Source organism: Streptomyces sp. NPDC002643 (assembly GCF_053592555.1).
Map to the genome: position 1 here is coordinate 1 of NZ_JBSFVY010000016.1, position 26,441 is coordinate 26,441.

Annotated in this window: 22 protein-coding genes; 9 read left to right on the forward strand and 13 right to left on the reverse strand. The window is 69.3% G+C overall.

Annotation, left to right across the window (positions count from 1 at the left end):
* The first annotated feature begins 144 nt into the window (after positions 1–144).
* The 6 genes from ACWD4G_RS24205 (at position 145) to ACWD4G_RS24230 (ending at position 4,115) form a co-directional block, all read left to right on the forward strand.
* On the forward strand, positions 145–1,140 hold the full coding sequence (locus tag ACWD4G_RS24205; RefSeq protein ID WP_451296679.1) for a sensor histidine kinase: 996 nt from the start codon (positions 145–147) through the stop codon (positions 1,138–1,140).
* Positions 1,133–1,900, forward strand: a complete 768-nt coding sequence (locus ACWD4G_RS24210; RefSeq protein WP_451296681.1) for a response regulator — start codon at positions 1,133–1,135, stop codon at positions 1,898–1,900. Before ACWD4G_RS24205 ends, ACWD4G_RS24210 begins: the two co-directional genes overlap by 8 nt.
* A gap of 105 nt (positions 1,901–2,005) precedes the next feature.
* The gene (locus tag ACWD4G_RS24215) at positions 2,006–2,218 is read left to right on the forward strand and encodes a hypothetical protein (protein ID WP_451297043.1); all 213 of its coding nucleotides are present in this window, start codon (positions 2,006–2,008) and stop codon (positions 2,216–2,218) included.
* Positions 2,215–2,832, forward strand: a complete 618-nt coding sequence (locus tag ACWD4G_RS24220) for a pilus assembly protein TadG-related protein (protein WP_451297045.1) — start codon at positions 2,215–2,217, stop codon at positions 2,830–2,832. The genes ACWD4G_RS24215 and ACWD4G_RS24220 overlap by 4 nt, the downstream gene beginning before the upstream one ends.
* Before the next feature lie 15 nt (positions 2,833–2,847).
* On the forward strand, positions 2,848–3,453 hold the full coding sequence (locus tag ACWD4G_RS24225; protein WP_451296683.1) for a hypothetical protein: 606 nt from the start codon (positions 2,848–2,850) through the stop codon (positions 3,451–3,453).
* Positions 3,450–4,115, forward strand: a complete 666-nt coding sequence (locus ACWD4G_RS24230) for an OmpA family protein (protein WP_451296685.1) — start codon at positions 3,450–3,452, stop codon at positions 4,113–4,115. Before ACWD4G_RS24225 ends, ACWD4G_RS24230 begins: the two co-directional genes overlap by 4 nt.
* 41 nt (positions 4,116–4,156) lie before the next feature.
* On the opposite strand, the gene ACWD4G_RS24235 is transcribed toward ACWD4G_RS24230, so the two are convergent.
* Entirely contained in the window at positions 4,157–5,281 is a 1,125-nt protein-coding gene (locus tag ACWD4G_RS24235; protein ID WP_451296687.1) for a HEAT repeat domain-containing protein, read from the reverse strand.
* A gap of 175 nt (positions 5,282–5,456) precedes the next feature.
* Between ACWD4G_RS24235 and ACWD4G_RS24240 the strand changes: the two genes are divergently transcribed.
* Entirely contained in the window at positions 5,457–6,026 is a 570-nt protein-coding gene (locus ACWD4G_RS24240) for a dihydrofolate reductase family protein (protein ID WP_451296689.1), read from the forward strand.
* A gap of 49 nt (positions 6,027–6,075) precedes the next feature.
* On the opposite strand, the gene ACWD4G_RS24245 is transcribed toward ACWD4G_RS24240, so the two are convergent.
* From ACWD4G_RS24245 to ACWD4G_RS24260, 4 genes are all read right to left on the reverse strand, one after another.
* The gene (locus ACWD4G_RS24245) at positions 6,076–7,392 is read right to left on the reverse strand and encodes an AI-2E family transporter (protein ID WP_451296691.1); all 1,317 of its coding nucleotides are present in this window, start codon (positions 7,390–7,392) and stop codon (positions 6,076–6,078) included.
* Positions 7,393–7,588: 196 nt separating this feature from the next.
* Entirely contained in the window at positions 7,589–8,281 is a 693-nt protein-coding gene (locus ACWD4G_RS24250) for an aggregation-promoting factor C-terminal-like domain-containing protein (RefSeq protein WP_451296693.1), read from the reverse strand.
* 475 nt (positions 8,282–8,756) lie between these two features.
* A complete protein-coding gene (locus ACWD4G_RS24255) occupies positions 8,757–10,082 on the reverse strand; it encodes a PhoH family protein (protein WP_451296695.1) in 1,326 nt (441 codons plus the stop codon).
* Positions 10,083–10,500: 418 nt separating this feature from the next.
* Positions 10,501–11,274: an isoprenyl transferase gene (locus tag ACWD4G_RS24260; RefSeq protein WP_451296696.1), complete on the reverse strand. Its 774-nt coding sequence runs from the start codon at positions 11,272–11,274 to the stop codon at positions 10,501–10,503.
* An 859-nt stretch (positions 11,275–12,133) separates the two neighbouring features.
* Between ACWD4G_RS24260 and ACWD4G_RS24265 the strand changes: the two genes are divergently transcribed.
* Positions 12,134–13,255 carry a winged helix DNA-binding domain-containing protein gene (locus ACWD4G_RS24265; RefSeq protein WP_451297047.1) on the forward strand — a complete coding sequence of 374 codons (1,122 nt, stop codon included), beginning with the start codon at positions 12,134–12,136 and terminating at the stop codon, positions 13,253–13,255.
* A gap of 15 nt (positions 13,256–13,270) precedes the next feature.
* Here ACWD4G_RS24265 and ACWD4G_RS24270 read toward each other — a convergent pair whose 3' ends face one another.
* The 5 genes from ACWD4G_RS24270 to ACWD4G_RS24290 form a co-directional block, all read right to left on the reverse strand.
* Positions 13,271–14,065 carry a class I SAM-dependent methyltransferase gene (locus ACWD4G_RS24270; protein ID WP_451296698.1) on the reverse strand — a complete coding sequence of 265 codons (795 nt, stop codon included), beginning with the start codon at positions 14,063–14,065 and terminating at the stop codon, positions 13,271–13,273.
* 106 nt (positions 14,066–14,171) lie between these two features.
* Entirely contained in the window at positions 14,172–14,711 is a 540-nt protein-coding gene (locus ACWD4G_RS24275) for a carboxymuconolactone decarboxylase family protein (protein ID WP_451296700.1), read from the reverse strand.
* A gap of 99 nt (positions 14,712–14,810) precedes the next feature.
* Positions 14,811–17,141: an FtsX-like permease family protein gene (locus ACWD4G_RS24280; protein WP_451296702.1), complete on the reverse strand. Its 2,331-nt coding sequence runs from the start codon at positions 17,139–17,141 to the stop codon at positions 14,811–14,813.
* Positions 17,142–17,251: 110 nt separating this feature from the next.
* Positions 17,252–17,938, reverse strand: coding sequence for an ABC transporter ATP-binding protein (locus ACWD4G_RS24285; RefSeq protein WP_451296704.1), 687 nt, complete (start codon positions 17,936–17,938; stop codon positions 17,252–17,254).
* Positions 17,938–18,462, reverse strand: a complete 525-nt coding sequence (locus ACWD4G_RS24290) for a PadR family transcriptional regulator (RefSeq protein ID WP_451296706.1) — start codon at positions 18,460–18,462, stop codon at positions 17,938–17,940. The genes ACWD4G_RS24285 and ACWD4G_RS24290 overlap by 1 nt, the downstream gene beginning before the upstream one ends.
* Before the next feature lie 374 nt (positions 18,463–18,836).
* Between ACWD4G_RS24290 and ACWD4G_RS24295 the strand changes: the two genes are divergently transcribed.
* Positions 18,837–21,242, forward strand: a complete 2,406-nt coding sequence (locus tag ACWD4G_RS24295) for a transglycosylase domain-containing protein (RefSeq protein WP_451296708.1) — start codon at positions 18,837–18,839, stop codon at positions 21,240–21,242.
* Positions 21,243–21,446: 204 nt separating this feature from the next.
* Here the strand turns inward: ACWD4G_RS24295 and ACWD4G_RS24300 are convergent, their stop codons facing one another.
* The 3 genes from ACWD4G_RS24300 to ACWD4G_RS24310 form a co-directional block, all read right to left on the reverse strand.
* A complete protein-coding gene (locus ACWD4G_RS24300; RefSeq protein WP_451296710.1) occupies positions 21,447–23,555 on the reverse strand; it encodes a SpoIIE family protein phosphatase in 2,109 nt (702 codons plus the stop codon).
* A 356-nt stretch (positions 23,556–23,911) separates the two neighbouring features.
* Positions 23,912–24,604, reverse strand: a complete 693-nt coding sequence (gene fomD / locus ACWD4G_RS24305; protein ID WP_451296712.1) for a cytidylyl-2-hydroxypropylphosphonate hydrolase — start codon at positions 24,602–24,604, stop codon at positions 23,912–23,914.
* Between the two features lie 125 nt (positions 24,605–24,729).
* Complete coding sequence (locus ACWD4G_RS24310; protein WP_451296714.1) at positions 24,730–26,115, reverse strand: class II fumarate hydratase; 1,386 nt, start codon at positions 26,113–26,115, stop codon at positions 24,730–24,732.
* Positions 26,116–26,441 lie beyond the last annotated feature (326 nt).

Here is a 26,441-nt window from a genome sequence, read left to right on the forward strand (position 1 = left end):
CAACTTCGCCAGGAAGCAATAGCCGACCCACCCTCCACCAGCGACCTTGCCCCAACCCCAGCCAGAAACGGACATCACCTTACGAACCGCCCACTCAGAGACTGGCCCCGCGTAGCCCCCCGTCTCCTGGCCCACCCCACCCTCATGGCCTTGGACCTCCTCTTCGGCGCGGTGCTCCTCCTGACCGCCTCCCCGGCCTCCCCCTTGGCCTACGCCACGGTCTGCACCCCCCTCCTCTCCGGGCTCCTCTACGGCTGGCGCGGCGCAGGCGTGTTCACCGGCCTCCAACTCGCCGTCCTGTTCACGGTCCACCGAGCCTGGGAACACCGCCCAGGCGCAGGCGCGAGCACCCTGCTCATCGCCGGCTTCTGCGTGGCGGCCGGCATCATCGGCGTAACCCTGCGCAACCTGCTGTTCCGCTTCGGTACGGCCACCCAGGCCCTGGCGGAGGCGACGTCCCGCCTGGCGGTCGCCGAGGCGGTGGAGTCGGAACGCGCCCGCCTGGCCCGCGAACTCCACGACTCGGTGGCGAAGACCCTCCACGGCCTGGCACTGGCGGCGGACGCCCTGACCATCTCGGCGGACGGCCCGGCCCCCGACCCGGCCACACTGAAACAACAGGCGACCCTCGTGGCATCGGCGGCCCGCACAGCCGCCGCCGAGTCCCGAGACCTCCTCACGGATTTACGCCGCCACACGGACCTGACCACGACGACGCCACCCACAGCCACCACCCCAACGACACCGCACTCTCCGCACCCACCCCACCCTCCCCAGTCACCCCATTCCCCCCTCCCTTCGGAAGCGACGCGGCACCTTCTGGCCATCACCACGGAGGCCCTGGAGAACATCCACCGCCACGCGAGGGCGACAAGGGCGGAGGTGAACGTGACAGCGACCCCCACCACCGTCCACCTCACGATCAAGGACAACGGCGTGGGACTGCCGTCCCCGACCACTCTCGAAGAGGCACCGAATTCAGGCCACTTCGGAGTACTGGGCATGAGAGAGCGGGCAGAACAGATGGGCGCGACCTTCCACCTGCGCTCGGACCCCGCGGGTACGGAAGTCACCGTCACCCTCCCCCTGACCCCGTCCCACCCCTCCCGAGCCCCCCGACAGGAGTCCGCCCATGCCTGACCAGGACCGGACCCCGGACCAGGCACTCCGCGTACTGATCGCGGACGACAACCCGGTGGTCCGCGCCGGCCTGGCCGCCCTGCTCGGGGTGCACCCCGACATCGAGGTGGTGGCCCAGGCGACGAACGGCGAGGAGGCGATCAGCGAAGCAACCCGGACCCACCCGGACATCACCCTCCTCGACGTCCGCATGCCCGGCACGGACGGCCTCACCGCACTCCCCGAACTGGCCGCTCTCTCCCCGGTGATGATGCTGACCTACAGCACGGAACCCGAGGTCGTGGCCGAGGCCCTGCGCCGAGGCGCGTCCGGCTACCTGGTCCACGGCGAGTTCACGGCGGCCGAACTGATCGCGTCGGTAAGGGACCTGAGGCAGGGTCGGCGCCCCCTCTCCACCTCTGTCTCAACTTCCCTCGGCGTTTCCTACAAACCTTCACAAGAAGGTCACGCCCGCTCTTCGCATCTGCAACCATCTATGTCACAGTCGCCAAAGGCTGGCCAGGGTCATGCGTCACCGCATCGTCCTCGCATCCTGGACCGCTCGAACCGACCGTCTTACGGCCTGAGTTCAAGGGAGGTGGAGGTGATGGACCTCATTGCGTCCGGCATGAACAACCGTCAGATCGCCGCCACCTGCTTCATCAGCGAGAAGACCGTCAAGAATCACATCAATCACATCTTCGCGAAACTGCACAGTTCAACCCGCAGCGAAGCCATCGCCCACTGGCTCGGCACGACCCCCGGGAGGTGGCCCCGATGACCCCCTCCCCCTCCCGAAGGTGGGTCCCCGGACCCACCCCCAGTACGTGCCGCCTCACCTACAGTGATCCGGTTGGAGTCGACATCGCGCGGGAAGGCAACCGCCATGAAGGTGAAAATCCGCTTCGGGACCTGGAAGACGACCGTCATCTCCCGAATGCGGGGGAAGCAGCGCGACGCGGGCGCCGGGTTCGTGGAGTACGCGGGAATCATGATCATCGTTGCGGGGATCTTTGTGATGATCGACGGTCTGGGGTTGGACGGGTTGATCTCGACTGCGATCTTCGATGCCGTGAACAGTGTCATCGGCGGAGGCTGACCTCGCCACAGCCCTTCGGCGACAGAGGTTCCACGCTCCCCATCTACATCTGGCTGACGACGATTCTCCTCTTCGTGATGTTGGCCTTTTTCGCGTTCGCCCAGGCAGCGTCCGCCCGCAGTGGTGCTCAATCCGCGGCGGACGCTGCGGCGTTGGCAGCCGCGCAGGAGGCGCGGGAAGAACTGCTGCTCGACCTCGGTGACGCCATCGACGCGGGCGACGACGAGTGGCTGGACTGGCTGGACCTGCCTGCCGGAGGGCTATCCGCCGAGGAGGCCACCACGGCGGCCGAGGAACTGGCGGCAGCCAACAACTCGACGGTCCAGGGCGGCGCCGTACCCACCGAGGTGGGAGGCTTCCCCGGCTTCCGAGTGGCAGTCGAGACGGACTACACCGTCGGCGACTCGATCATCCCCGGCACCGAGAGCATGACGGCGCAGGCCCAGGCCACCGCCGTCATCCAACCCCGCTGCGACTTCGATGCGACCGCAGATCCCACGCAGCCCGTCGCGCTGGACTGCGACGGGGAGCCGGTTGACATCGACCCCGGAAATTTCGATCCGGACGACCTTCCCGACGCGTCCGTGATGTTCTCAGTGCGTCTGGCCGAGTGAGAGGAAGCTGTTCCCATGAAGTTCCGGTACACCATGAAGGGCCGTAGGGCTCTGACCACGGTGACGATCGCCACCGGGCTGGTCCTCACGGTGGCCGGCTGTGGCGGGGGAGGGGAGGACGACACGTCCTCGAAATCCGAGTCGTCGTCCGCTCCCTCCAACAAGACCGACGAGTCGACGGCCGACGACGAAAAGCAGGACACCGAGGCCCCGGCTGCGGATTCGGTGCTGGCCGAGGTCAAGGGCGACGACCTGACGCTCAAGGTCACCTCTGCTGTCCGAGGGGACGGAGGCTTCGTCACGGTCGAGGGCACAGTGACGAACAACGGAAGCAGGTCCTGGGTCGCCGCCGACTGGCGCGGCGAAGAGCGTGAACTGGTCAACAACGGCGGCTCGGTAGCGGGTGCGAGTCTCATCGACCAGACGGGCAAGAAGAAGTACCTCATCCTTCGTGACACCGAAGGGCGCTGCCTGTGCACCCGGTTCACCGGCGCACTGGTGCAAGGCGCGACCACCAACTGGTTCGCCCAATTCCCCGCCCCCCCAGAATCCACCACCCAAGTCGACTTCCAAGTCGGCTCCATGCCCCCCGCCACGATCGAACTCTCCGAGGGAGAGTGACCATGGTCGCCCTGACCCCACGAGCCGCCACAAGGGGCTCGGCAACGCTAGGTGTCGCCGTGGCCGTACTGGCCGCCCTCACCCTCGCCGCCCCGGCCGCCCACGCCGCCGACGACCCGAGCGAACCCCCGGGCTCGGTCAGCACCTCCCCGCCCCCGGAAGTGGACGCGAACAGTCCGGGCCTGCAGCTGGCCGACGGCGCGACGCTGGCCCCGGCGAAGGTCCTGGACATCAAGTCAGTCGTGGAGGACCTCGGCGGCGAGGAGCGCCGCGAGGACACCAACGAGACCGTCACCTTCGCGCTCCAGGCGGAAGTCCTCTTCCCCAAGGACAGCTCGACGCTGAACCCCCAGGCCCGCTCCCGCATCCAGGCCATCGCCGAGGAGATCAAGACCCAGAACGCGACCAAGGTCCGGGTCTTCGGCTTCACCGACGACCTCGGCTCCTACGAGCACGGCCTGACCCTCTCCAAGAAGCGCGCGGACGCCGTCCACAGCCTCCTCGCCGCCGACCTGGACGGCAACCTGACCTTCGAGGTACGCGGCTACAGCGAGGACTACCCGATCGCCGACAACTCCACGGAGGAGGGCCGCAAGAAGAACCGCCGAGTGGAGATCTCCTTCCCGAGGACCACATCCGGAACCGACACCGGCCAGAGCTGACACCACCACCGACACCCACACCCGAAACCGGCACCACACCCCTACTCCGGCAACGAATCCCGCACATCCCAGTAGTGCTCCTCCGTCCACCCCTTGATCACCCGGTACGCCGCACTGTGGTAGCGGGCTTCGTGGCACTGGGCGAGATAGTGCCGTACGAGGATCTGTTGGGCCCGGAAGGGGAGAGGGCGTTCGGGGTGGCGGTGGCCGAGGGCGCCGGCGGCGTCCAGGACGACCGTCGGGTCGGGGTCGTGAACGGCCCGGCGCAGGGCGGTGCGGACGGCCGGAGGCCAGTCGGCCACGTGGGTCAGGGCGGCCACGGCCTGGCGGCGGACCTCGGCGTAAGGATCGCGCGCCATGGTGATGAGGGCCTGGAGGATGTCGTGGTCCTCGGGGCCCGCCGAGCCCTCCGCGGCGTACGCGACCGCCGCACGGACCTCGTGATGCGGATGAGCGGCGTGCCGCATGATCCCGGCGGCGTCCTCGGCGAAACCCGTCTGCAGCACCAGCCCCCGGATCACACGCGCCAGAACGACCGGATGCTCCTCCACCGCCAGCCGCGCCCGGAGCAGCCCCACCGCCTGCCGCGTCCGGTGCCTGCCGTTGCGCAGGGAGGCGTTCCACAGGCAGAACACCCCCATCAGATCCGCCGCGAAGTAACGCTCGGGCGCCCGGGGGCTGTTGAGGGCCTCCGCGGCGCCCTGCACCGTCTCGTCGTCCGCTCGGCCGTCCAGCGTCCAGAGCGCCCGCGTCCACATGTCGCCGTCCGCGTCCCCGAACCGGAGCGCCCGCGCCATCACCTCGGCGAAACCGGCCCGCTTGCCGAAGTACTTCTCCAGATCCGTGACGATGATCCAGTACCCGGGCTCGTCCGGGTGCCGCTCGGCGCCCCGCTCCGCGAAGTCCAGCGCGCTGCGCCCGAGTTCGTCCCGCAGGGCCACATGCGCCTCGCCCTCCCGCAGCGCCTCCGCCGCGTGGTGGGCCCCCGCTGCCGCCGCCAGCATCAACGCGGTCAGCCCGCCCCTCGACCGCCCGTTCACCTCCGCACCGGCGTCGAGAAGGGCCCGTACGGTCTCCGCGTCGTCGCCCTGAGCGGCCACGCCGAGGGCCGTCACCCCGAGCGCCGTCACCCCGTCCCCGTCCTCCTCCCGGCCCTCCAGCGACAAGCCCGCCCCGCCCTCTCGCCCTCTCGAACACTCGTCCATCCGGGCGAACCCTAGGCTTCCACGCCGGCCCGGGCGATCGAATTACACGCCGCCGGGCCCAAGTCCGTGCGGCGGGCGCTCTCCCACGCGATCCTCATCTGTGAGTACTCAGCCTCTGCACCCGGGAGCCGTCGGCATGCGAAAGATCGTTCTGGTGATGTCCCTGTCCCTCGACGGCTATATGGAGGGACCCAACCGCGAGCTCGACTGGTCCAGGGTCGATGACGAACTGCACGCGCACTTCAACGACGTACTCGGCGGCATGGACGCCTTCCTGCAAGGGCGGATCACCCACGAGATGATGGCCGAGTACTGGCCCACGGCAGACCGGGACCCGGAGGTCTCCGCCCCCGTCGCCGAGTTCGCCGCGATCTGGCGCCGGATGCCCAAGATCGTGTTCTCCCGGACGCTCCAGCGGGCCGAGTACCACACGACGATCGTGCGGGACCTCGTCGTCGACGACATCAAGGCACTCAAGGCCCAGGAGGGCGCCGGCGATCTCTGCCTCGGCAGTGCCGTACTCGCCGAACAGTTCATGCGGCACGACCTGATCGACGAGTTCCGGCTCTACATCCACCCCGTGATGATCGGCCGGGGCAGGCGCCTCTTCGCGGAGACGGACACCATGACCCCGACCGGCCTGCGTCTCATCGAGACCCACACCTTCGGCAACGGCGTCGTACTCCTCCACCACGCCAAGGACTAGCCTCCGCGGCCCCTGCGGCCCCTGCGGCCCCTGCGGCCCCTCGGCCCCGTCAGCCCGCTCTCTCGCCCTGCCGTCCGCCCCGCAGCCCGCGCGTCCGTTCCCGTTCCCGCTCGCGCGAGTACGCCCGCAGCGACCCCACCACCGTGTTGGTGACCGCCACCAGCGGCACCGCCACGACCGCGCCCCCGATCCCGGCGACCATGCCGCCCGCCGCGACGGACAGCACGACGGCCAGCGGATGCACCTGTACGGCCCGGCCGAGGATGAAGGGCTGCAGGATGTGTCCCTCGATCTGCTGGACGGCGAGGACCACGACCAGCGTCATGACGGCCGTGAAGACGCCCTGGGTCACCAGCGCGACCACCACGGCCAGCGCGCCGGACACCACCGCGCCCACCAGCGGGATGAACGCGAACAGGAAGATGAAGACGGCGAGCGGGACGGCCATCGGGACGTCCAGGAAGTAGATGCCCAGGCCGATGAAGATGGCGTCGATCAACGCCACTATCACCGTCCCGCGCACATAGGCGGTCAGTGTCTGCCAGGCCTGCGGTCCGGCCGAGGCGACACCGGGGCGGGCCGCCGCCGGCACCAGCTTCAGCGTCCACTGCCAGATCCGCTTGCCGTCGTACAGCAGGAACAGCGTGGAGAACATCGTCAGCAGGATGCCGGTGAGGGCCTCGATGATGACGGTCACGCCCTCCAGGCCCGCCGTGGTGATGGTGTCCGTGTTGTCGCTGATCGCGTCACGGAGGTTCTCGGCGATGTCGTTGATCTGCTTCTCGGTGACATGGAAGGGGCTGTCGAGCAGCCAGCGCCGCAACTCCTCGATACCGTCCTGGACCTGGTCGGAGAGGTCGTCGATGTTCTCCATGACCTGCCAGGTGACGAACCAGCCGATCAGCCCCATCACCACGAACCCGAGGATCGCCGTGAGCGCGGTCGCGACACCGCGCGGTACGCGATGGCGGGTCAGCCGCGCCACCGTGGGCTGGAGCAGCGCCGTGACGAGCAGCGCGGTGGTGAACGACAGCACCAGCAGCTGTACGGAGCTGATGATCCGCATCAACACCCAGAGGGTCCCCGCGAGTACGAGCAACCGCCACCCGGCCTCCGCCGCGACCCGCATCCCCCAGGGCACGACGGACGCGGGATCGGGCCGTGAGGGGTACACGGGTTCGAACGACTCCTGGTCGGAGGCCTCGCCGGGGGAGTCCCCGCGTCTCTCGGCCCCCTCACCCTCGTGGGCCCCGGCCCCCGCCTCGACGTCCCGCTCGGCCTCTCCGGCGCCCTCGGCTCCCCCCGAGCGGGGTGACCCTCGTCGCCCCGCGCCGAGTCTGCCGAGCCACTCAGGCACTCGCGACATGTTCCGCCCTCTTCCCCCGTTGCTTCCGCTGTTCACCGCTCACCCCGGAGGTCGCGGCCCGGGGCGTGATGACCGTACATGGCCGCAGCCCCTCACCAAAGGACGGTGAGGGGCTGCGTGAGGTTGAGCGGCCGCCGGGCTCGGCGGTGGTGGCCGTGGTGGCCATGAGCCCGGCGGGGCGGCCCAGTACCAGTGGCTAGTACCAGTGGTTGGCCTGCCAGAAGGACCACGCGCCGCAGGGGCTGCCGTAGCGCGATTCCATGTAGTTGAGGCCCCACTTGATCTGGGTCGCGGGGTTGGTCTGCCAGTCGGCGCCGACGGACGACATCTTGGAACCGGGCAGCGCCTGGAAGAGACCGTAGGCACCCGAGGAGGGGTTGACGGCCTTGTAGTTCCAGCTGGACTCGTGGTCCACGATGTTGCTGAAGCAGGTCCACTGGTCGCTGGCGACGACCGACTTGGCCATCGCCTGGATCTCGGCGATGGAGTACGAACTCTGCGTGGGAAGGTCTCCGAGCGACCCGGCGGCTTCGGCCTTGGCCTCGGCCTCCTCCTTCGCCTTGCGCTCCTCCTCCGCCTGCTTCGCCGCCTCCTGCTTGGCCACCGCGTCCTTGGCCGCCTTCTTACGGGCGGTCTCCTCGGCGTCCTTGCGGGCGGTCGCGTCGGCGGCGATGGCCTGGGCGTCGGCCTGCGCAGTCAGGGATGCGGTCTGCACCTGGGCCTGCTGGCCCACGGGTATGTCGGCGAGCAACGTGGTGTCGTTCGCGACAGCCTCGGCGTCGTCAGCGGTCTGCGCGGTGCTGCCGGAGGCAACGCCGACGACACTTCCGACTGCGGTGACCGCGGTGGCCGAGGCCACTGCGAATCCCCGGACCGAAATCCGGCTCACACGGTTTCCTTCCAGCGTCGCCCGCCTCGGTGACCCTGGCGGACGCAATCGTGCCCCTGGCGCTGGCCTCCCAACTGCGGGGTCACGGAGGCGCGGGCCCGGTGGGCAACTCCCCTGAGGGGAGCGCCGCGTGGTGAGCGGGCGGCATACGACGACGCTATGGAGTTGACCGTGGTGCTCAAGCTGTTCCGTACCGCTGGCGGTACAGGTGTGTCGTATGCGGGGCCTGACAGAAATGAGACTCTGCCGTAACCCGACGCCGCGAGGCAATTCAGGTGTACGTGTGAAAGGTCACACCTCGTTTGACGCAGGGGATTGTCGGAAAGCCGCACACGCCGAGGCGCCGCCCGGCTAGGCTGCTACGCCTTTTGCCGGACGGCGCCGATGTGTTGTGGCCGAACCCCAGGGAGTGGGGTCAAGTCCCAGGAAGTGGGGTCACATCCTGGGAGATGAGGCCGAATCCCAGGAGTCGGGACTAAATCTGCCCGTCCTCCAGCATTTCGGTCACAAGTGCCGCGATCTGGGAGCGTTCGGACCTCGTCAACGTGACGTGCGCGAAGAGGGGATGACCCTTCAGCTTCTCCACCACGGCGACGACACCGTCGTACCGCCCGACGCGCAGATTGTCCCGCTGGGCCACGTCATGGGTCAGAACCACCCGTGAATTCGCGCCGATTCGGGACAACACGGTCAGCAGGACGTTCCGCTCCAGTGACTGCGCCTCGTCCACGATCACGAACGCGTCATGCAGCGAGCGTCCGCGGATGTGGGTGAGCGGCAGGACTTCGAGCATCCCGCGTGCGGTGACCTCCTCGATGACCTCCCGGGAGGTGACGGCCGACAGCGTGTCGAAGACCGCCTGCGCCCAGGGGCTCATCTTCTCGGCCTCGGAGCCCGGCAGATAGCCCAGCTCCTGCCCGCCCACCGCGTACAGCGGACGGAAGACCATCACCTTCTGGTGCTGACGCCGCTCCAGTACGGCCTCCAGGCCGGCGCAGAGCGCCAGCGCGGACTTGCCGGTACCGGCCCGGCCGCCCATCGACACGATCCCGACGTCCGGGTCGAGCAGCAGATCCAGCGCGATGCGCTGCTCGGCGCTGCGGCCCTTGATGCCGAACGCCTCACGATCGCCGCGTACGAGCCGGATGTTGCCCTCGGGCGTGACCCGGCCAAGGGCCTTGCCGCGCTCCGACTGGATCGTCAGACCGGTGTGCACGGGGAGCGTGCTCACCTCGGGGACGAAGACCGACCCCTCCTCGAAGAGGATGTCCACCTGCTCGCCCGGCAGGGTCAGTTCGGACATTCCGGTCCAGCCGGAGGCGTCCGTGATGGCGAGTTCCGCCCGGTACTCCTCGGCGAGGAGACCGACGGACGACGCCTTGATCCTGAGGGGCAGGTCCTTCGACACGACGGTGACGTCGTAGCCCTCGGCCTGGAGGTTCCTGGCCACCGCGAGGATGCGGGAGTCGTTGTCCCCCAGGCGGTAGCCGGTCGGCAGGACGCTGGGGTCCGAGTGGTTGAGCTCGACCCTGACGGTCCCGCCGAGGTCCCCGATCGGGATGGGGGCGTCGAGACGGCCGTGCCGCACCCGGAACTCGTCCAGCAGCCGCAGGGCCTGCCGGGCGAAATAGCCGAGTTCGGGATGGTGCCTCTTCGCCTCCAGCTCCGTCACCACGACGATCGGAAGCACTACCTCGTGCTCGTCGAAGCGGCTCAAAGCATTCGGGTCGGCCAGCAGGACGCTGGTGTCGAGGACGTAGGTGCGCCGGTCTGGCTTGTGGCGCTTTGTGCTGGTCACCACGGAAGGACGTACCCCCTCGGATGAGGTCGGGGAGCGACGGGAAAGCACCCAGGAAAGACAGGGTGCGAACAAACGGCCGGTCGTCGGCGCCGTTGCACGGGCCGAGGACCGGCCCTCCGCTGCTTCGTCCGTGCTGTGACCGCACGATCGGGCTGGTGCAAAGGGCCTCCCGGGCGGACGGCCCCGAGCCGCCCGCTGAGATCCGACACCCGTGGTTCGGGTGTCGACCTGACTGGCTTATGCCCTCGAACATGCGCCGCCATGCCACGCAGTACGACGGCGCCCCGGTGAACTCCTCGTTACTTCTGCCCAAATGGGGGTGATTTGCGCCCGGTTCGCAATGCGCGGGCCATACGAACGCCATCCGTGGAAGGGCCGCGAACGCCATCCGCCGACAGGCGGGGATGGATACGGAGCGTCAGCCCCCGTAGCGGCGGTGTCGCGCCGCGTAGTCACGCAGGGCGCGCAGGAAGTCGACCTTACGGAAGGCCGGCCAGAAGACCTCGCAGAAGTAGTACTCCGAGTGGGCCGTCTGCCAGAGCATGAATCCGGACAGCCGCTGCTCGCCGCTGGTGCGGATCACGAGGTCGGGGTCGGGCTGGTCGACGGTGTAGAGGTGGCTGCCGATCAGGTCGACGGAGACCTTCTCGGCGAGCTCCTCCATCGAGGTGCCCCGGTCGTGCGCGTCCAGGATCATCGACCGTACGGCGTCGGCGATCTCCTGCCGCCCGCCGTACCCGATGGCCACGTTGACCAGTATTCCGTCGATGTCCGCGGTGGCTTCCTCGGCCTCCTTGAGCGTGCGCTGCATCCCGGAGGACAGCAGGTCCAGCGCCCCGACGTGGTGCACCCGCCAGCGGCCGTCGGCGGCGAGGGAGCGGACGGTGTCCTCGATGATCCCGAGGAGCGGGACCAGTTCCTCCTGCGGCCGGTTGAAGTTGTCGGTGGAGAGCAGCCAGAGCGTGACGACCTCGACGTCCGTCTCCGTGCACCAGCCGAGGAACTCCTCGATCTTGTCGGCGCCGGCCTGGTGGCCCTGCACCGTCGTGGAGCCCGCTGCTTTCGCCCAGCGGCGGCTGCCGTCCACGATCACGCCGATGTGCTTGGGCACCTGGGCGTGGTCGAGGTGGCCCTCGACCCTGCGTGCGTAGACCTTGACCAGCAGGCCGCGCAGTTTGTCGCGCAGGTTCACGTGAATGCGGTCCCTTCCCTTGGGGGGCCGAGCTTACCGGTGGTTGGGGCCGGGTCTGCCAAGGGGTTGAGGGCTGGGCCGGGCTCAGCTCGGGGGGTTCTGTGCGTTGCGGGGTGCGGGTTCGTCGTGGTTTCTCGCGCCCACGCGGCGGAGCCGCAATTCGACACAGCCCCGCGCCCCTTTTCGGGGCTGCCCCCGGGCCTCCTGACGCGGCACCCCTGACCGCACAAAAAACGGGCCGGTCCGTGGGGGGGAGACGGACCGGCCCGAGGGGGGGGCTTCCACCATAACCCTTTGTGAGTGATGCTGCGTGCATCGGCGGGCTACAACTACTCTGCGGAGTCAGATGACAGCGTGGCGGTGAGTGCGGAAGCGTTCATTCTGGGTGTGATCGCGTGGTGATCATGGCTGGATCGCGACGGATTCCAAGGGGAACGGGCGGAATCCTGCTGGAACCATTGGGTTTGCGCATTCTTGTGCGAGTGTCGCGGGGGAGGGGTGGAGCACCCTCGTACGGGTGAAGCGGGCCTGGAACGCGCGCTTGACGCCCTTTCTCGACGACTTTCCGGTCGGCGCACCGCGCAGCCCCCTCCACTGCGCGGTGCCGCCCGCGCAGCTTTGCTCACGCGAATTACCTTGGTCTGAACCTACGTGAGGGCGTGCGGCGAAGCCAAGCCGAGGCCGATAACGATGTGGACACCCGTCTGGCCGGTATGGAGGACAGAATCCGACCTCTTACGGCTCTAGCGTCACCCTCATGACGACGAGGACGGGCACCAAGGGCACGCCGGACACGCCGGGCACGGCGTGCCCGGCAGGCAGGACGAAGGTCGGCTGGGAACAGGCGTGCGCTCGGCGCATGGAACGGCAGTTCCTGGCGGCCCCCGCCCCGGCCGGTACACCGCTCGCCGAGGTCGTCCGGGCCATGCTCGGCGCCCACGCCCAGGTGCTGTCCGCGGCCGAGCTGTCGGTGGGGGTGCGCACCGAGGAGGCCACGCGGGCGGACGTACGGGCCGCGCTGTGGGAGGAACGGACGCTGGTCAAGACGTACGGGCCGCGTGGCACCGTCCATCTGCTGCCCACCGCCGACCTCCCCTTCTGGACGGCCGCCCTGACCGCGATCCCGTCCGGCCCGAGCCCTTTCCCACCGGACGTACGGCTCAGCGAGGAGCAGGCCGAACAGGTCGTGGCCGCGATCCGCGCCGCCCTGGACGGGGCCACGCTCACCCTCGACGAACTGGGCGAGGAGGTCGTCGCCCGCACCGGACCGTGGGCCGGTGACCGGGTCATGCCCGCCTTCCAGGACCTCTGGCCGCGCTGGCGCCAGATCATGCACCGGGCGGGCCAGTCCGGCGCCCTCTGCTTCGCCCCCGACCGTGGCCGCAAGGCCACGTACACCCGGCCGCCGCACTTCACCCCGCTCCCGGACCCGGCCGACGGTCTCACCACCCTCGTACGGCACTACTTGCGCGCCTACGGCCCCGCCGGTGCCCGGCACTTCGCCAAGTGGGCGGCGGCTCCCGGCGGCTGGGCCGAGCGGCTGTTCGCGTCGCTGGCCGCCGATGGTGAGATCGAGAAGGTCGACTTCGAGGGGGAGCCCGCCTGGGTGGTGACCGGCGACACCGACTTCCCCGAGGAGCCGGGGCCGCTGCTTCAGGGCGTACGGCTGCTGCCCTACTTCGACGCGTACGGCATCGCCGCGCAGCCCCGCGAACGGTTGTTCCCCGGGGCCGCGTACGAGCGGGCGCTGGCGCGCGGTCAGGCCGGCAACTATCCGTTGTTGCTGGTCGACGGAGTCGTCGCGGGCGTCTGGCACCAGCGGCGCGCGGGACGTCGTACGACCGTGACGGTGGAGCCATTGGGGCGGCTGACCGCGCGACAGGAGCGGGAGGTGGGCGAGTGGGCGCGGCGGGTGGGGGAAGCGCTTCAGGCGCGGGCCGAGTTGGCGATCGGGAAGGTTACGGTCGGCCCGCACGCCTGAAGGGCCCGCGCGGGGTCAGGGGGCCGTGGGCCTGCGGGCCTCGAAGAGATGGCGGCTGCTGTGGGCGACGAAGGGGCCCTCGGCCTCGATCCGCTCGTGCAGGGAACGGAGCTGGGACAGATACCCCTCGACGGTGAACCCGGGCACCATCCAGACCACCTTGCGCAGGAAGTGGACCACGGCACCGATGTCGTAGAACTCCAGCCGCAGCCGCTCGGCCCGCAGATCGACGATTTCCAGCCCCGCGGCCTCGGCCCCCGCCCGCTCGTGCTCCGGATGCCGCGGATGGCCCGCGGCGTCCGGCTGCGGGCCGAGGAAGTGCTCGACGAGTTCATAGACACTGCGTGGCCCTACATGCTGGGCGAAGTACGTGCCGCCCGGCTTGAGCACCCGCGCGATCTCCGTCCACCGCGCGGTGACCGGGTGCCTGCTTGTCACCAGGTCGAAGGCGCCGTCCGCGAAGGGCAGCGGCGCGTCCTCGGGGCAGGCGACCACCACCGCTCCGCGCGGATGCAGCAGGGCGGTGGCCTTGGCGACGTTCGGGGGCCAGCCCTCGGTGGCGACGGTCACCGGAGGCAGCTTCGGGGCGGAGGCGAGCACTTCCCCGCCACCGGTGTGGATGTCCAGCGCCGCCGACGCCTCCGCCAGCCGCTCGCCCATCAGCCGGGCGTACCCCCACGAGGGCCGCGCCTCCGTGGCCCTCCCCTCGAACCAGGAGAAGTCCCACCCGTCGGTGGGCACGGCGGCCCCTTCGGCGACGAGGTCCTCGAAGGTACGGGACGGGGATGTGGGGGAGCGGTCGGCGGACATGGGGATGGATTCTTCCGGGGAGGCGGTGGACCCGCGACCGGATTTCCGACGGACCGGCCCCCTCCGTACTCCTCCGTACTCCTCCGATCTCAGGACTTCTCCGATCTCAGAACTTCTCCGAGAAGACCGCCTCCGCGTCCAGCGTCACGCTCACCGCCTGGACCACCGCCGCGACCCTGAGGGCTTCCTGCACGATCTCCCGTCCGACCCCGGCCTTGCGCAGGGCCTGCTCATGGGAGTCGAGACAGGCCCCGCACGCGTTGACGGCGGACACCGCGAGAGACCACAGCTCGAAGTCGACGCGGTCCACACCGGGGTCGCGCAGCGGATTCATCCGGAGGCCGGTGCGCAGCCGCCCGTACTCGGGATCGGAGAGCAGATGCCGACTCCGGTGAAAGACGTTGCTCAACGCCATGGCCGCCGCAGCGGACTTGGCCGCGGTGTACGCCTCCGGCGTCAGCCGCACCTCGACCTCCGGCCCGAGTTCCCGCAGCACGAGAGCCGAGCGAGAGGCGATGGCGGCGACCAATACGGTGCCCCAGAGCTGCTGCTCCGACAGAGGCGAGTCCCCGACGACAGAGTCCAGATTCCGCCGCAGATCATGGGCGTAGGCAGGAATAGCGGCCCTGAGAGAGTCGAGCGTCATGCCGTAAGTCTCACACCAGCGCCCCCAAAGGGGCGCGGGGAACTGCGCGACCAGCCCCCTACGACCCGCAGTCGGCAAACGCCCCCGAACACCCTCCCCCTACTCCGTCCTCAACCCATCCGGCCGCATGAGCCGAACCAACGGCGGCAGACTCAACACCGTCACCAGAACGACGACCCCCGCCCCGAACCCGGTCATCATCAGCACACTCGGCCAGTCGACAGAGACAGGCACCGCGGTCATCTTCAGAAGCACCGTGCCCAGAGTCAGCCCGACCAGCGTCGCGAGGAACAACCCCAGGACGATCGGTATCGCCGTCTGCCAGAGCACGGAGAGCCCGAGGGTCCGCCGCCGCGTGCCGAACGCGACCAGCGCGGACAACAGCTTCTTCCGCTCGCGCAGTTGCTCCAACTGCGACACGAGCAGGCTCGCCCCGACGAGGAGCAGCACGGCGGACGCCCCGACCATCAGCCCGGTGCGGATGGTCGCGAACTCGTCGGTCGCCCGCTCCGACTGCCACTGCCAGGCGTCGGCCATGGGATCGATCGCCGCCGCCGCGTTCCGCACCTCCTCCACCGCGTCCGGCACCTGTGCGTCGAGCGAGACATAGATGCTGCTGTAGTGCTGGGACTCCGTGCTCGCCGGCACGGCGCCCGGGGTGGCCAGCAGCCCGGACATGGCGGACCGGAGCGGGTCGGGGCGCTCGTTCACCTTCTCCATGTCGGCCGGCAGGGTCCAGGGGATCTCGGTGCCCTTGATGTCCTCCCCCTCGTCGGAGAAGGTCGGGTCGAAGTAGAGCGTCCTGCCCGGTGCGGCGAGGGCCGGCATGTCCTCGTCGAAGCTGTCGGTCGCGGCCTCCATGAGAAAGACGTCACCGTCACGGCAGGAGGGGATTCGGGCCAGCTGGCGCAGATCGTCGCAGGTGCCGATGGTCACGTCGACCATGTACTCCGGGTCCTTGCGGACGGCGGAGACGGAGTCGCCGAACAGCGCCACGGCGGTGTCGACGCCCCTGGCCTCCTTCAGCTCGTTCGCGGCGGCGGTCACCGGGATGCCCTCCGGCAGATTGACCTGCATCTGGGCGCGGCCGGTGTCCAGACCGGTGTCCTCGGTGTAGTCGCCCTCGACCCCCGCGAACACCATTTGCAGGGCGATGGCGCCGGCCACCGCCACGGCGATGCCGTTGACCATGCGGGAGGCGGTACCGCTGCTCAGCTGGAGGCGGCGCACGGCCAGTTGCCAGGAGACGGCGCCGGAGCCGAGGCGGGCGACGACCCGCTCCACGATCCACGGCAGCAGCGCGGTGATGCCGACGAGCAGCAGCACGATGCCGCCCGAGACCAGGAACTCGTTGAACTCCCCGCCCTCGTTGCCCTGGCCGACCATGGGCAGCAGCAGCGCGAGTCCGCCGAGGGGCAGCAGCAGCCGCCACCACAGCCGGCGGCGCGCGGGCTTGGCCGTACGGACCACGCCGAGCGGTTCGATGACGACCCCGCGCAGGGCGAACAGGGTGACGAGGACGGCCGCCGCCGGGACCGCGAGGGCGACCAGCAGGGCCAGCACGGGGGAGGGGTTGAGGTCGCTGGGGAAGACGCTGAACGTGTACACCTGGACCGAGCCCGCGACCTCCCGGCCGATCAGGAAGAAGACGGTGCCGAAGACGAGGCCCAGCGCGGCGCCCGCGACCGCCTCGCCCGCCGCGATCCTGCGGGTCATCCCGCCGTCGGAGCCGACCAGCCGGAGCGCCGCCAGCCGTCGGTCGCGTCGCTCGCCGCCGAACCGTACGGCGGTGGCGATGAAGACGGCGACCGGCATCAGCAGCGCCACGAAGATGACCAGGATGAGCAGCAGGAGAACCGGGTCCAGCTCCTCCGGCTCGGGCTCGGCCTTGGGGCCGAAGCGTTCGATACGGCCCGCGCTCCCCTGGTCGACGCGCTCGGCGAGGCCGTCGGCGCCGGCGTAGTAGGCGAGTTCGGCCGAGCCGATCAGTCCGGCCTCGCCGATGGTGCCCACCGTGCGGTACGGCAGCCGCTCGCGCAGCAGCCTGCCCTCGTCCGACTTGAGCAGCTCGTCGAGGGCGGGGGAGACGACCATCTCGCCCTTGCCGGGGAGCTTCGAGACCCCCGGCGGCACCGGCGCGTTCACCCCCTCGGGTTCGAGGAGCCGTCCCCGGACGTTCTCGTCGTGGTAATCGGTGTTGGCGAGCGCGGCGATCAGAGTCCTGTCGGACGCCTTCCTCCGGGACATGTCCTCGTCGTACAGGAGCCCGATGTCCTCGCGGGCGTCGTCGCGGAGGGTCCGGGCGGACATGGCGTTCGGTATCGCCGTGGTGAGCAGCAGCAGCGCGACCCCGAGGCCGACGCCGATCGCGGTGAGCACGGCCCGGACCCAGCCCTCGCGGCCCCCGGTGAAGGTGAACCGGACACCCATCGCCAGGTCCTGGGCCCATCGGCGCACGGAAGAAGGACGCGAAGGAGATCCCGAAGCAGAACCCGAAGAAGAACTCGAAGGAGATCCCGAGGGAGAACTCGAAGAAGCGCTCATACGACGCGCTCCATGTCCCGGGACCTGCCGTCGCGTACGACGATCTCGCGGTCGGAGTAGGCGGCGACCCGGGCCTCATGGGTGACGAGGACGACGGCGGCGTTGGCGGAGCGGGCGGCCTCGGTGAGCAGTTCCATCACCCGCTCGCCGTTGAGGGAGTCGAGGGCGCCGGTGGGCTCGTCCGCGAAGATCACCCGGGGGCTGGTGACCAGCGCCCGGGCCACGGCGACGCGCTGCCCCTGCCCGCCGGATATCTCACCGGGCCGCTTACGGGCGAGGTCGTCGACCTCAAGCCGCCGCATCCAGCCCAGCGCGGTCTTCTCCGCCTCCTTGCGGCTGGTGCCGTTCAGCCTGAGCGGCAGCGCCACGTTCTCCACACAGGTCAGCTCGGGCACCAGCTGGCCGAACTGGAAGACGAACCCGAACTCGCTGCGCCTGAGCGCGCTGCGCTCGGCGTCGTTCATGGTGGCCATCTCGCGGCCGTTGTACATGATGGAGCCCGAGTCGGGCGTCACGATCCCAGCGAGACAGTGGAGCAGGGTCGACTTGCCGGAGCCGGAGGGGCCCATCACCGCGACGACCTCGCCGGGGTGGATGGAGAACTCGGCGCCGTCGAGCGCGGTGGTCGGACCGTACGCCTTGCGCAGATCGGTCGCGAGCAGCAGGGAGCCGGCGGGCATCATCAGCGGGCCACCGCCTCGGCCAGCTTGCCCAGTCGGGCGGCGGTCAGCTCCAGCCATCGCAGATCGGCCTCCAGATGGAACAGGGCGTGGTCGCAGATCAGCTGATCGGCGAGGTCGCCCTTGCGCTTGCGGTCGGTGAGGATGCGCATCATGCGCAGGTGTTCGGAGCGCTGGGTGTCGAGGATGTCGGCCGCGTTCCGATGGGTCAGCAGGGCGAGGACGACCTTGGTGTAGAGGGTCGACTGCAGATACGGCTCGGGCTTCTCGGGGGTGGCGAGCCAGCGCTGGACATCGGTGATGCCCGCCTCGGTGATCGCGTACCGCTTGCGCTCGGGGCCGCCGCCGGGCTCGATGCCGTCGACCTCGACGAGACCGTTCTTCAGCAGCCGCGACATCGTCGAGTAGACCTGGCCGTAGTGCAGCGGCCGGTCATGACCGAACTTCTCGTCGAAGGCCCGCTTCAGGTCGTAACCGTGGCGGGGCCCGGACTCCAGGAGTCCCAGGAGGGTGTGACCGATGGACATGAGCACGACTGTACACAGCGGGTATACACCTCGCGTATACGTGCCGTGTATAGCCTGCGGCGGGGGGTGGAAGGGGCCCTGGTCAGAGCCGAATGTCACGGTTCTGTCACCGAGTTCGCCGGTGCGGGAAGGGGCGCGCGAGGCAACCATCGGCCCTGTTGGAACGTCCGTTCCGGTGGGATGAGATGTACGGCGACGCGCATCTCGTGCGCATTGTCACGCCGGAACGGGGCGATGCGGCTCCCCGGGGCCACAGTCCTCGGTGTTAGCTTGCTAGGCCGACCGGCGACACCCGAGTGACGTACGAGGCGTACAGATGGACAAGCCGTACGGCACTCGAACGAGACGAACAGAAGGCGGAGCGGACCGGAGCCATGGGACGAGCGGAAGAAAGACGAGCGCGGCAGCGTGGCGGTCGCCGCGCGGCGCCCCAGCGCTCGACCACGGGCAACGCGTCGGCGGGCAACGCGTCGGGGGGTGCCACCACTGTCATAGGCCCCTCGGAGGGCGGCGGCCGGGCGGCGGCGAGAGCGGCGGCCAGGAACGCCGGCAGGAACGGCAAGAAAAAGAAGAGCGGTATACGCCGCCTCTTCACCTGGAAGAAGATCCTCGGCGCGTTCTTCGGCCTCTGCCTGCTCGTCATGGGCGCCTTCGTGGTGCTCTACATGATGATCGACATCCCCCAGGGCAACCCGGACGCGACCAAGGAAAGCAACGTCTACAAGTACTCCACCGGCAAGATCCTCGCCCGCTCCGGCACCACCAACCGTGAGATCGTCGAACTCTCCGACGTCCCCAAGCAGGTCCAGCAGACCTTCGTCGCCGCCGAGAACAAGGGTTTCTACACGGACCCCGGAGTCGACTTCAAGGGCACGGCCCGAGGTCTGATCAACACCCTCTCCGGCAAGGGCAAGCAGGGTGGTTCGACGATCACCCAGCAGTACGTCAAGAACTACTACCTGACGCAGGACCAGACCGTGAGCCGCAAGCTCAAGGAACTGATCATCTCCCTGAAGCTGGAGCGCAACAAGTCCAAGGACTACATCCTCGCGGGCTACATCAACACCAGCTACTACGGCCGCAGCGCCTGGGGCATCCAGGCCGCCGCCCAGGCCTACTACGGCGTCGACGCCAAGGACCTCAAGGTCGAACAGGGCGCCTATCTCGCCGCGCTCCTCCAGGCCCCCAGCCAGTACGACTGGTCCGCGGCCTCCGAGACCGGCCGCAAGCTGGTCAAGGCGCGCTGGAACTACGTCCTCGACAACATGGTCGAGATGAAGTGGCTGGAGGCCTCCGAGCGGGCCGACATGAAGTTCCCGATCCCCAAGGACCCGCAGGGCTCGCCCGACAAGCAGGGCCAGAACGGCTATCTGGTGGACGCCGCCAACAGCGAGCTGGCCGACCAACTCGTCGCCACCGGCAGGGCGGACGACCGTGAGCAGGCCATCGCCCTCATCGACGACGGCGGCTGGACCGTCACGCTGAACATCGACCCGAAGAAGCAGACCAAGCTGGAGAAGGCCGTCAAGGAACAGCTCACCAGCAAGCTCGAACCGAAGAAGAACAAGGTCGACAAGTACATCCAGGCCGGTGCCGTCTCGGTCGACCCGAAGACCGGCAAGGTCCTCGCGATGTACGGCGGCGTCGACTACTTCAAGCACTACCAGAACAACGCCACCCGCCGGGACTACCAGCCCGCCTCCACCTTCAAGCCGATCGTCCTGGCCGCCGCCGTCGACGAGGCCGCCGAGACCCAGGACGGCGACCCGATCACCGCGAACACCATCTACGACGGTGACAGCGGCCACGAGGTCGTCGACAACGGCACCAAGGTCGGTTTCAGCCCGCCGAACGAGGACAACGCCGACTACGGCGACGTCACCGTGCAGACCGCCATGAACAAGTCCATCAACTCCGTCTTCGCGCAGATGGGCGTCGACGTCGGCATGGAGAAGGTCATGGAGGTCGCCGGCAAGCTCGGCATGGACACCGAGGACATGCAGGCCGTGCCCGCCCAGACCCTGGGCACCATGGGCGCGAGCCCCCTGGAGATGGCCGGCATCTACGCCACCCTCGACAACCACGGCAAGAAGGTCACCCCGTCCATCGTGGCCTCCGCCACCCACCGCGACGGCGAGGTCAAGTTCCCCAGCCCGATCGGCGAGCAGGTCATCACCCGCGAGGCCGCCGACACGGTCACCTCGGTCCTCACCGGCGTGGTCGACGACGGTACGGCCAAGACCTCCGTCCGCGACAACCCGGCCCGCGACGGCCAGCAGGTCGCCGGCAAGACGGGTACCTCCGACGAGAACCGCTCCGCCTGGTTCACCGGCTACACGCCGAGCCTGGTCACCTCCGTCGGCCTCTTCGGCGAGGACATGGACAACGGCGGCAAGCACGTCTCGATGTACAACGCGCTCGGCGAGGCCCGCATCAACGGTGGTGGCTTCCCCGCCCGCATCTGGGCCGAGTACACCTTCGGAGTGATGGGCAAGACGACCAAGTTCGACCTGGAGACCAACCAGGGCGCCGCGGTCAAGCCCACGGAGTCCCCGACCCCGACCCTCACCCCGTCGGAAACCCCGTCGGAGACTCCGACGACCGAACCTCCGACGACAACCCCCGAGACAACACCGGAAACCACCCCGGAAACGACCCCCGAGACGACCCCCGAGGAAACCCCGGAAACCACCCCGGAGGAAACCCCGACGGACGGCGAGGACGACAGCGGCATAGGCGGCCTACCGACCAACCCGAACGACCCACAGCAGGACGACTAGGGACAGACATGAGGGAAGGGCGCCCGGCATTCGCCGGGCGCCCTATTCGCTTTTGGAGGGCCGAAGGCCCTCATTTTTTGGGCCGCAGGCCCATCTTTAGGGGCGCGGGGAACTGCGCGACCAGCCACGGACGGCCCGCCGCCCGCAATGCACAGTCAGTCCCGAACCCTGATCGGCCCGGCTCACCCAGCAGAGCGATTGAGCTCATCCACCGGACCGATTCAACTCGAACCAAACAACCTTCCCCGCACTCAACCGAGTGGCCCCCCACCGCTTGGCCAGCCGATTGACCAGGTAAAGGCCACGCCCACCCTCATCCGTCGCCCGAGCCTGCCGAAGCCGAGGCAACTGCGGTACATCATCGGTCACCTCACACCGCAGCACATCGGTCCGCAGCAACCGCAAGGTAACCGGCCGCGTCGCATACCGCACCGCGTTGGTGACGACCTCACTGATGAGCAACTCGACGGAGTCGCTCAACTCCTCAAGCCCCCAGCGGGACAAGGCATGCCGAGCCAGCCTCCGCGCCCGCCCCGGAGCCATCTCCTCCGGTTCCAGGAACCAGTACGCGACATCACTGGGAGCGATCCCATCGAACCGCGCGGCGAGCAGGGCGATGTCATCGTCCCGGTCCCCGGGCCCCAGCATGTCCAGCACCTCGTCGCACAGCGCTTCGAGCGGCGGCGGATGATCCGGCCCGGTCAACTGCGCGGTCGCGGCCAGCTTCTCCCGCAACTGCTCTATCCCGGTCCACACATCACGGAGCCGCGACTCCACGAGCCCGTCGGTGTACAGCAACAGCGTGCCCCCGGCCGGCGCGTCCAGCTCGACCGCCTCGAAGTCCACGCCACCCACACCGATCGGCGCCCCCGGCGGCACCCGCAACACCTCGGCACGTCCCCCGAGATGCAGCAGCACCGGCGGCGGATGCCCGGCGTTGGCGATGGTGATCCGATGCGATACCGGGTCGTACACCGCGTACAGGCACGTGGCCATGCGGTCCGTACCGAGCCGCTGCGCCTGCTCGTCGAGATGGTGCAGCACTTCCTGCGGCGGGAGATCGAGTCCCGCCAGCGTCTGCGCGGTGGTCCGCAGCTGCCCCATGATCGCGGCGGAGGTCATCGAGTGCCCCATGACATCGCCGACGACCAGTGCGACCCGGCTCCCCGGCAGGGGAATCGCGTCGTACCAGTCACCGCCGACCCGCGCGGTCTCGGCGGCCGGCAGATACCGGTGCGCGAGGCGCACGCCGGTGCACTTGGGCAGCGCCTCCGGCAGCATCGTGCGCTGCAGTTCGTCGGCGATATACGCCTCACGCCCGTACAGCACGGCCTTGTCGATGCCGAGCGCGCTGTGCGTGGCGAGCTGGGCGGCGACCAGGAGGTCGTCCTGCTCGAACGCCTGCCGCTCGGGCCGCCGCAGGAACACGGCCGCGCCGATCACCCGGCGCCGTCCGCGCAGCGGAGCGAGGATCGCCCGCTGACCGGTCGGCACCGTCAGCTCGGCGTCGGGGCCGAGCAGTTCGGGCAGCGCGTCGTGCGCGGCCGGCGCGTCCGCGAAGACCGGCCGTACACCGCGCAGCACCTCGGCGAGCGCGCCACCGGGCCGTACCTCGCAACTCTCGGCGGTGACGACCGCCAGGTCCACCGGCTCGGGCTGGATGACGGGCATGAAGCCGCCCTCGGTGTCCCGCTCCTCGGGAATCCGGTCGGTACGGCGCAGCCGCAGCACCATGGGCCCGGTGGGCCGCTCGTCGCCGACGGGCAGCGGCTCGCGGAGATAGACGAGGATCGCGTCCGAGAACGTCGGTACGGTCGCCCGGCACAGACCCATGACGATCTCGTCCAGGTCGATACCGCGGGCGATCCGCCGGGTCGCGGCGCCCACGAAACGCAGCCGGTCCCCGTCGCGCCGCATGGACATGGGGGCGCCGGGCTGCGCACCCTGTCCACCGCGCCGCTCCAGGGCCGCGCCGGCGTTGCCGGGCCGCTCCGGGTCACCGCCGGGCTGGGCCGGGATGCCCTCCGGCGCGGGGCGCGGACGGTGCGGGTCGGGCTCGGTGGCCGCGGGCTGGGAGTGCTCGGACAGCGTCGGCTGGGCGTGCTCCGAGGGAGCCTGCCCGCTCTTGGCGCACTGGGCCGTCGTCCCCGAGGCGGACTGCGCGTCGCCCGAGCGTGACTGTGCCGGTAAGGCGCCCGCGGTCCGCAGCGGTTCCTGGGTACGCAGGACCGCCCCGCGGGGGTCCGCGGGGCCGGCGCCGCTCTGAGGGCGCTCGTGGGAGGTGGGGTGCTCCGTCACGCGTGTCGAATCCATCCGTCCGGGACTGCGCGTCGTGTGCGCAGTTCGTCCCGCAGCAAACCCGATACTTCGTCCCGCAGAAAGGCCGATACCCGGAATAGGTGTCCTGGGAACGGAATTCCCGCGTGGTCAGAGGCAGTTCCTGTGCCACCTACGGTACCGGCGGACCCGCCGGAGGACAGCACGGTCCCTCCGTCGGGCCTTCTCCGGCGGTTACCGGTGTGGCCCTCGTACCCCTTGATCACGTCCTGCCGCCCCTCGGTGACATATGGTCAAGCTCTGCGCGAACTGCGGGAGTTGCCCTTGTGAACCCTTGCGAACCCCTGCGGAGGACGATCCTACGGTTGTGGCCCGGGGGCGCATCAAGGGTCTCATGAGGACAAGTGCACCGGTGTACGGTCCCAGTCGTCCGGGAGAGACGGTACTCCCCAGGCCGGATTCGGCCGCCAGTGCTGCCAGCCGTCCGCGTACGGCGACCCCCAGGCGCGGATCACCTCGACGGCGGACCGTCCCGCTTCTCTTACCCGCTCCGCCTCCTGACCGTCCATCAGTCCGTCCAGCTGGGCCTGCGCGAACTCGTCCTCGTCGCGCCAGTCCCAGGACCGGTCAGGGTAGACGCAGATGTCCAGGAAGTGGTCCTCGGAGTCCACACCGCCCTCCCAACGGGCAAGCGGCGCTTCCAGGTTGACGTACCAGTTCTTGAAACGCCAACCCGGCTCCCAGAACAGCCACACCGACCAGGGCTCGCCCGGTCGCGCCAACTTCAGCACTCCGGTGCCGAACCAGCGGTCCAGCTGTACGGTACGGGGCTTCTTGTAGCGGGAGGCGAGGGGCTCGGCGGCCGGTGAAGTGCCGTCCGCCAGCACGGGCTTGACGCACTCGGTACCGGGGGCCAGCCATACGGCCAGCAGATCCTCGTCGTCCCGGACGACGGTGACGGGGCGTGCGATGTGGAACCCCGCGCCGCCGTTCTCCCGGTAACGCCACAGGATTCGGCTCCCGGGCTCCCAGAACACCGTCGACCCGCCTGATTCCACTCGTCTCACCGCTCCGTCGTCTGCCATGCACAGATATTAGGTGTCATGGGCATACGACGCCGTGGCCCCGGTCATGGTTCACGCGACAGCGGGAATCGTTTACCCGCGTGCCACCGAAGAAGGCCGGAACTCGCCCTTCGGTGGCTCTTTTGTCACGGGCGCGTCATCCGCAGGACATCCAGTGCCTCATCGAGCTGTTCGAGTGTCAGATCGCCGCGGTCGACATAGCCGCTGTCCAGCACGACCTCCCGGATGGTCCTCCGCTCGGCGAGCGACTTCTTGGCGACCTTCGCGGCCTCTTCGTATCCGATGTACTTGTTCAGCGGGGTCACCACGGACGGCGACGACTCGGCGTACTCGCGGGCCCGTTCACGATGGGCGACGATCCCGTCGACGGTCCGGTCGGCGAGCAGCCGCGACACATTGGCGAGCAGCCGGATCGACTCCAGTACGTTCTTCGCGATCACCGGCAGCATCACGTTCAGCTCGAAGTTGCCGGCGGCTCCGGCGGCGGCGACGGTCGCGTCGTTGCCGACGACCTGCGCGGCGACCATGAGCACGGCCTCCGGGATCACCGGGTTGACCTTGCCGGGCATGATCGACGATCCCGGCTGGAGGTCGGGCAGGGAGATCTCCGCGAGCCCGGTGCGCGGCCCGGACGCCATCCACCGCAGATCGTTGGCGATCTTGGTGAGCGATACGGCGATGGTCCGCAGCTGCCCGCTGGTCTCGACGATCCCGTCCCGCGCCCCCTGCGCCTCGAAGTGGTCGCGGGCCTCGGTGAGCGGCAGCCCCGTCGCCCGAGCGACCTCGGCGATCACGGCGGCGGAGAACCCGGGCGGCGTGTTGATCCCGGTCCCCACGGCCGTACCGCCCAGCGGCAGTTCGGCGAGCCGGGGCAGCGACGCCGTCAACCGCTCGACGCCGTAGCGCACCTGAGCGGCGTACCCGCCGAACTCCTGTCCGAGGGTGACGGGGGTGGCGTCCATCAGATGCGTACGCCCCGACTTGACCACATCCGCGAACTCCTCGCCCTTGCGCTCCAGGGCGGAGGCCAGATGCTCCAGCGCGGGGACGAGATCGCGGGTCACGGCGGCCGTGGCGGCGATGTGGATGGACGAGGGAAACACATCGTTGGACGACTGCGAGGCGTTGACGTGGTCGTTCGGATGCACGTTCCGCCCGAGCTGCTCACTCGCCAGCGTCGCGATGACCTCGTTGGCGTTCATGTTGGAGGACGTCCCGGACCCGGTCTGGAACACGTCGACGGGAAAGTGCTCGTCCCAGCGGCCCTCCGTGACCTGTGCGGCCGCGTCCTGGATCGCCTCGGCGATGTCCTTGTCGAGTACGCCCAACTCGGCGTTCACCTTCGCGGCGGCGCCCTTGATTCTGGCCAGCGCCTCGATGTGGGCGCGCTCGATGTGCTGGCCGGAGACGGGGAAGTTCTCGACGGCACGTTGGGTCTGGGCGCGCCACTTGGCGTGGGCGGGGACGCGTACTTCGCCCATGGAGTCGTGCTCGATGCGGTAGTCGCTCATACCGGGTACAGCACTCGGGAGGGTGGGGATGTTCCGGGATTGCGCCGGGTGGGGCACGCCGGGAGGGTTTGTCGCCCCCGCCGCCCCTACCCGTTCCCATCCCCCAGTGGCTGCCGCCCCTTCGACCCCGCTCCCAGGGGGCTCCGCCCCCTGGACCCCCGCTCCTCAAACGCCGGAGGGGCTGGATTTAACGCCGGACGGGCTGATTCAACGCCGGACGGGCTGGAATCAACGCCGGACGGGCTGGGTATTCCGCCCGTCCGGCGTTCAAGGACAAGGCCACCACCATCCCTGGCCCCCATCCACCCGCAAGGGGCTTTGCCTGA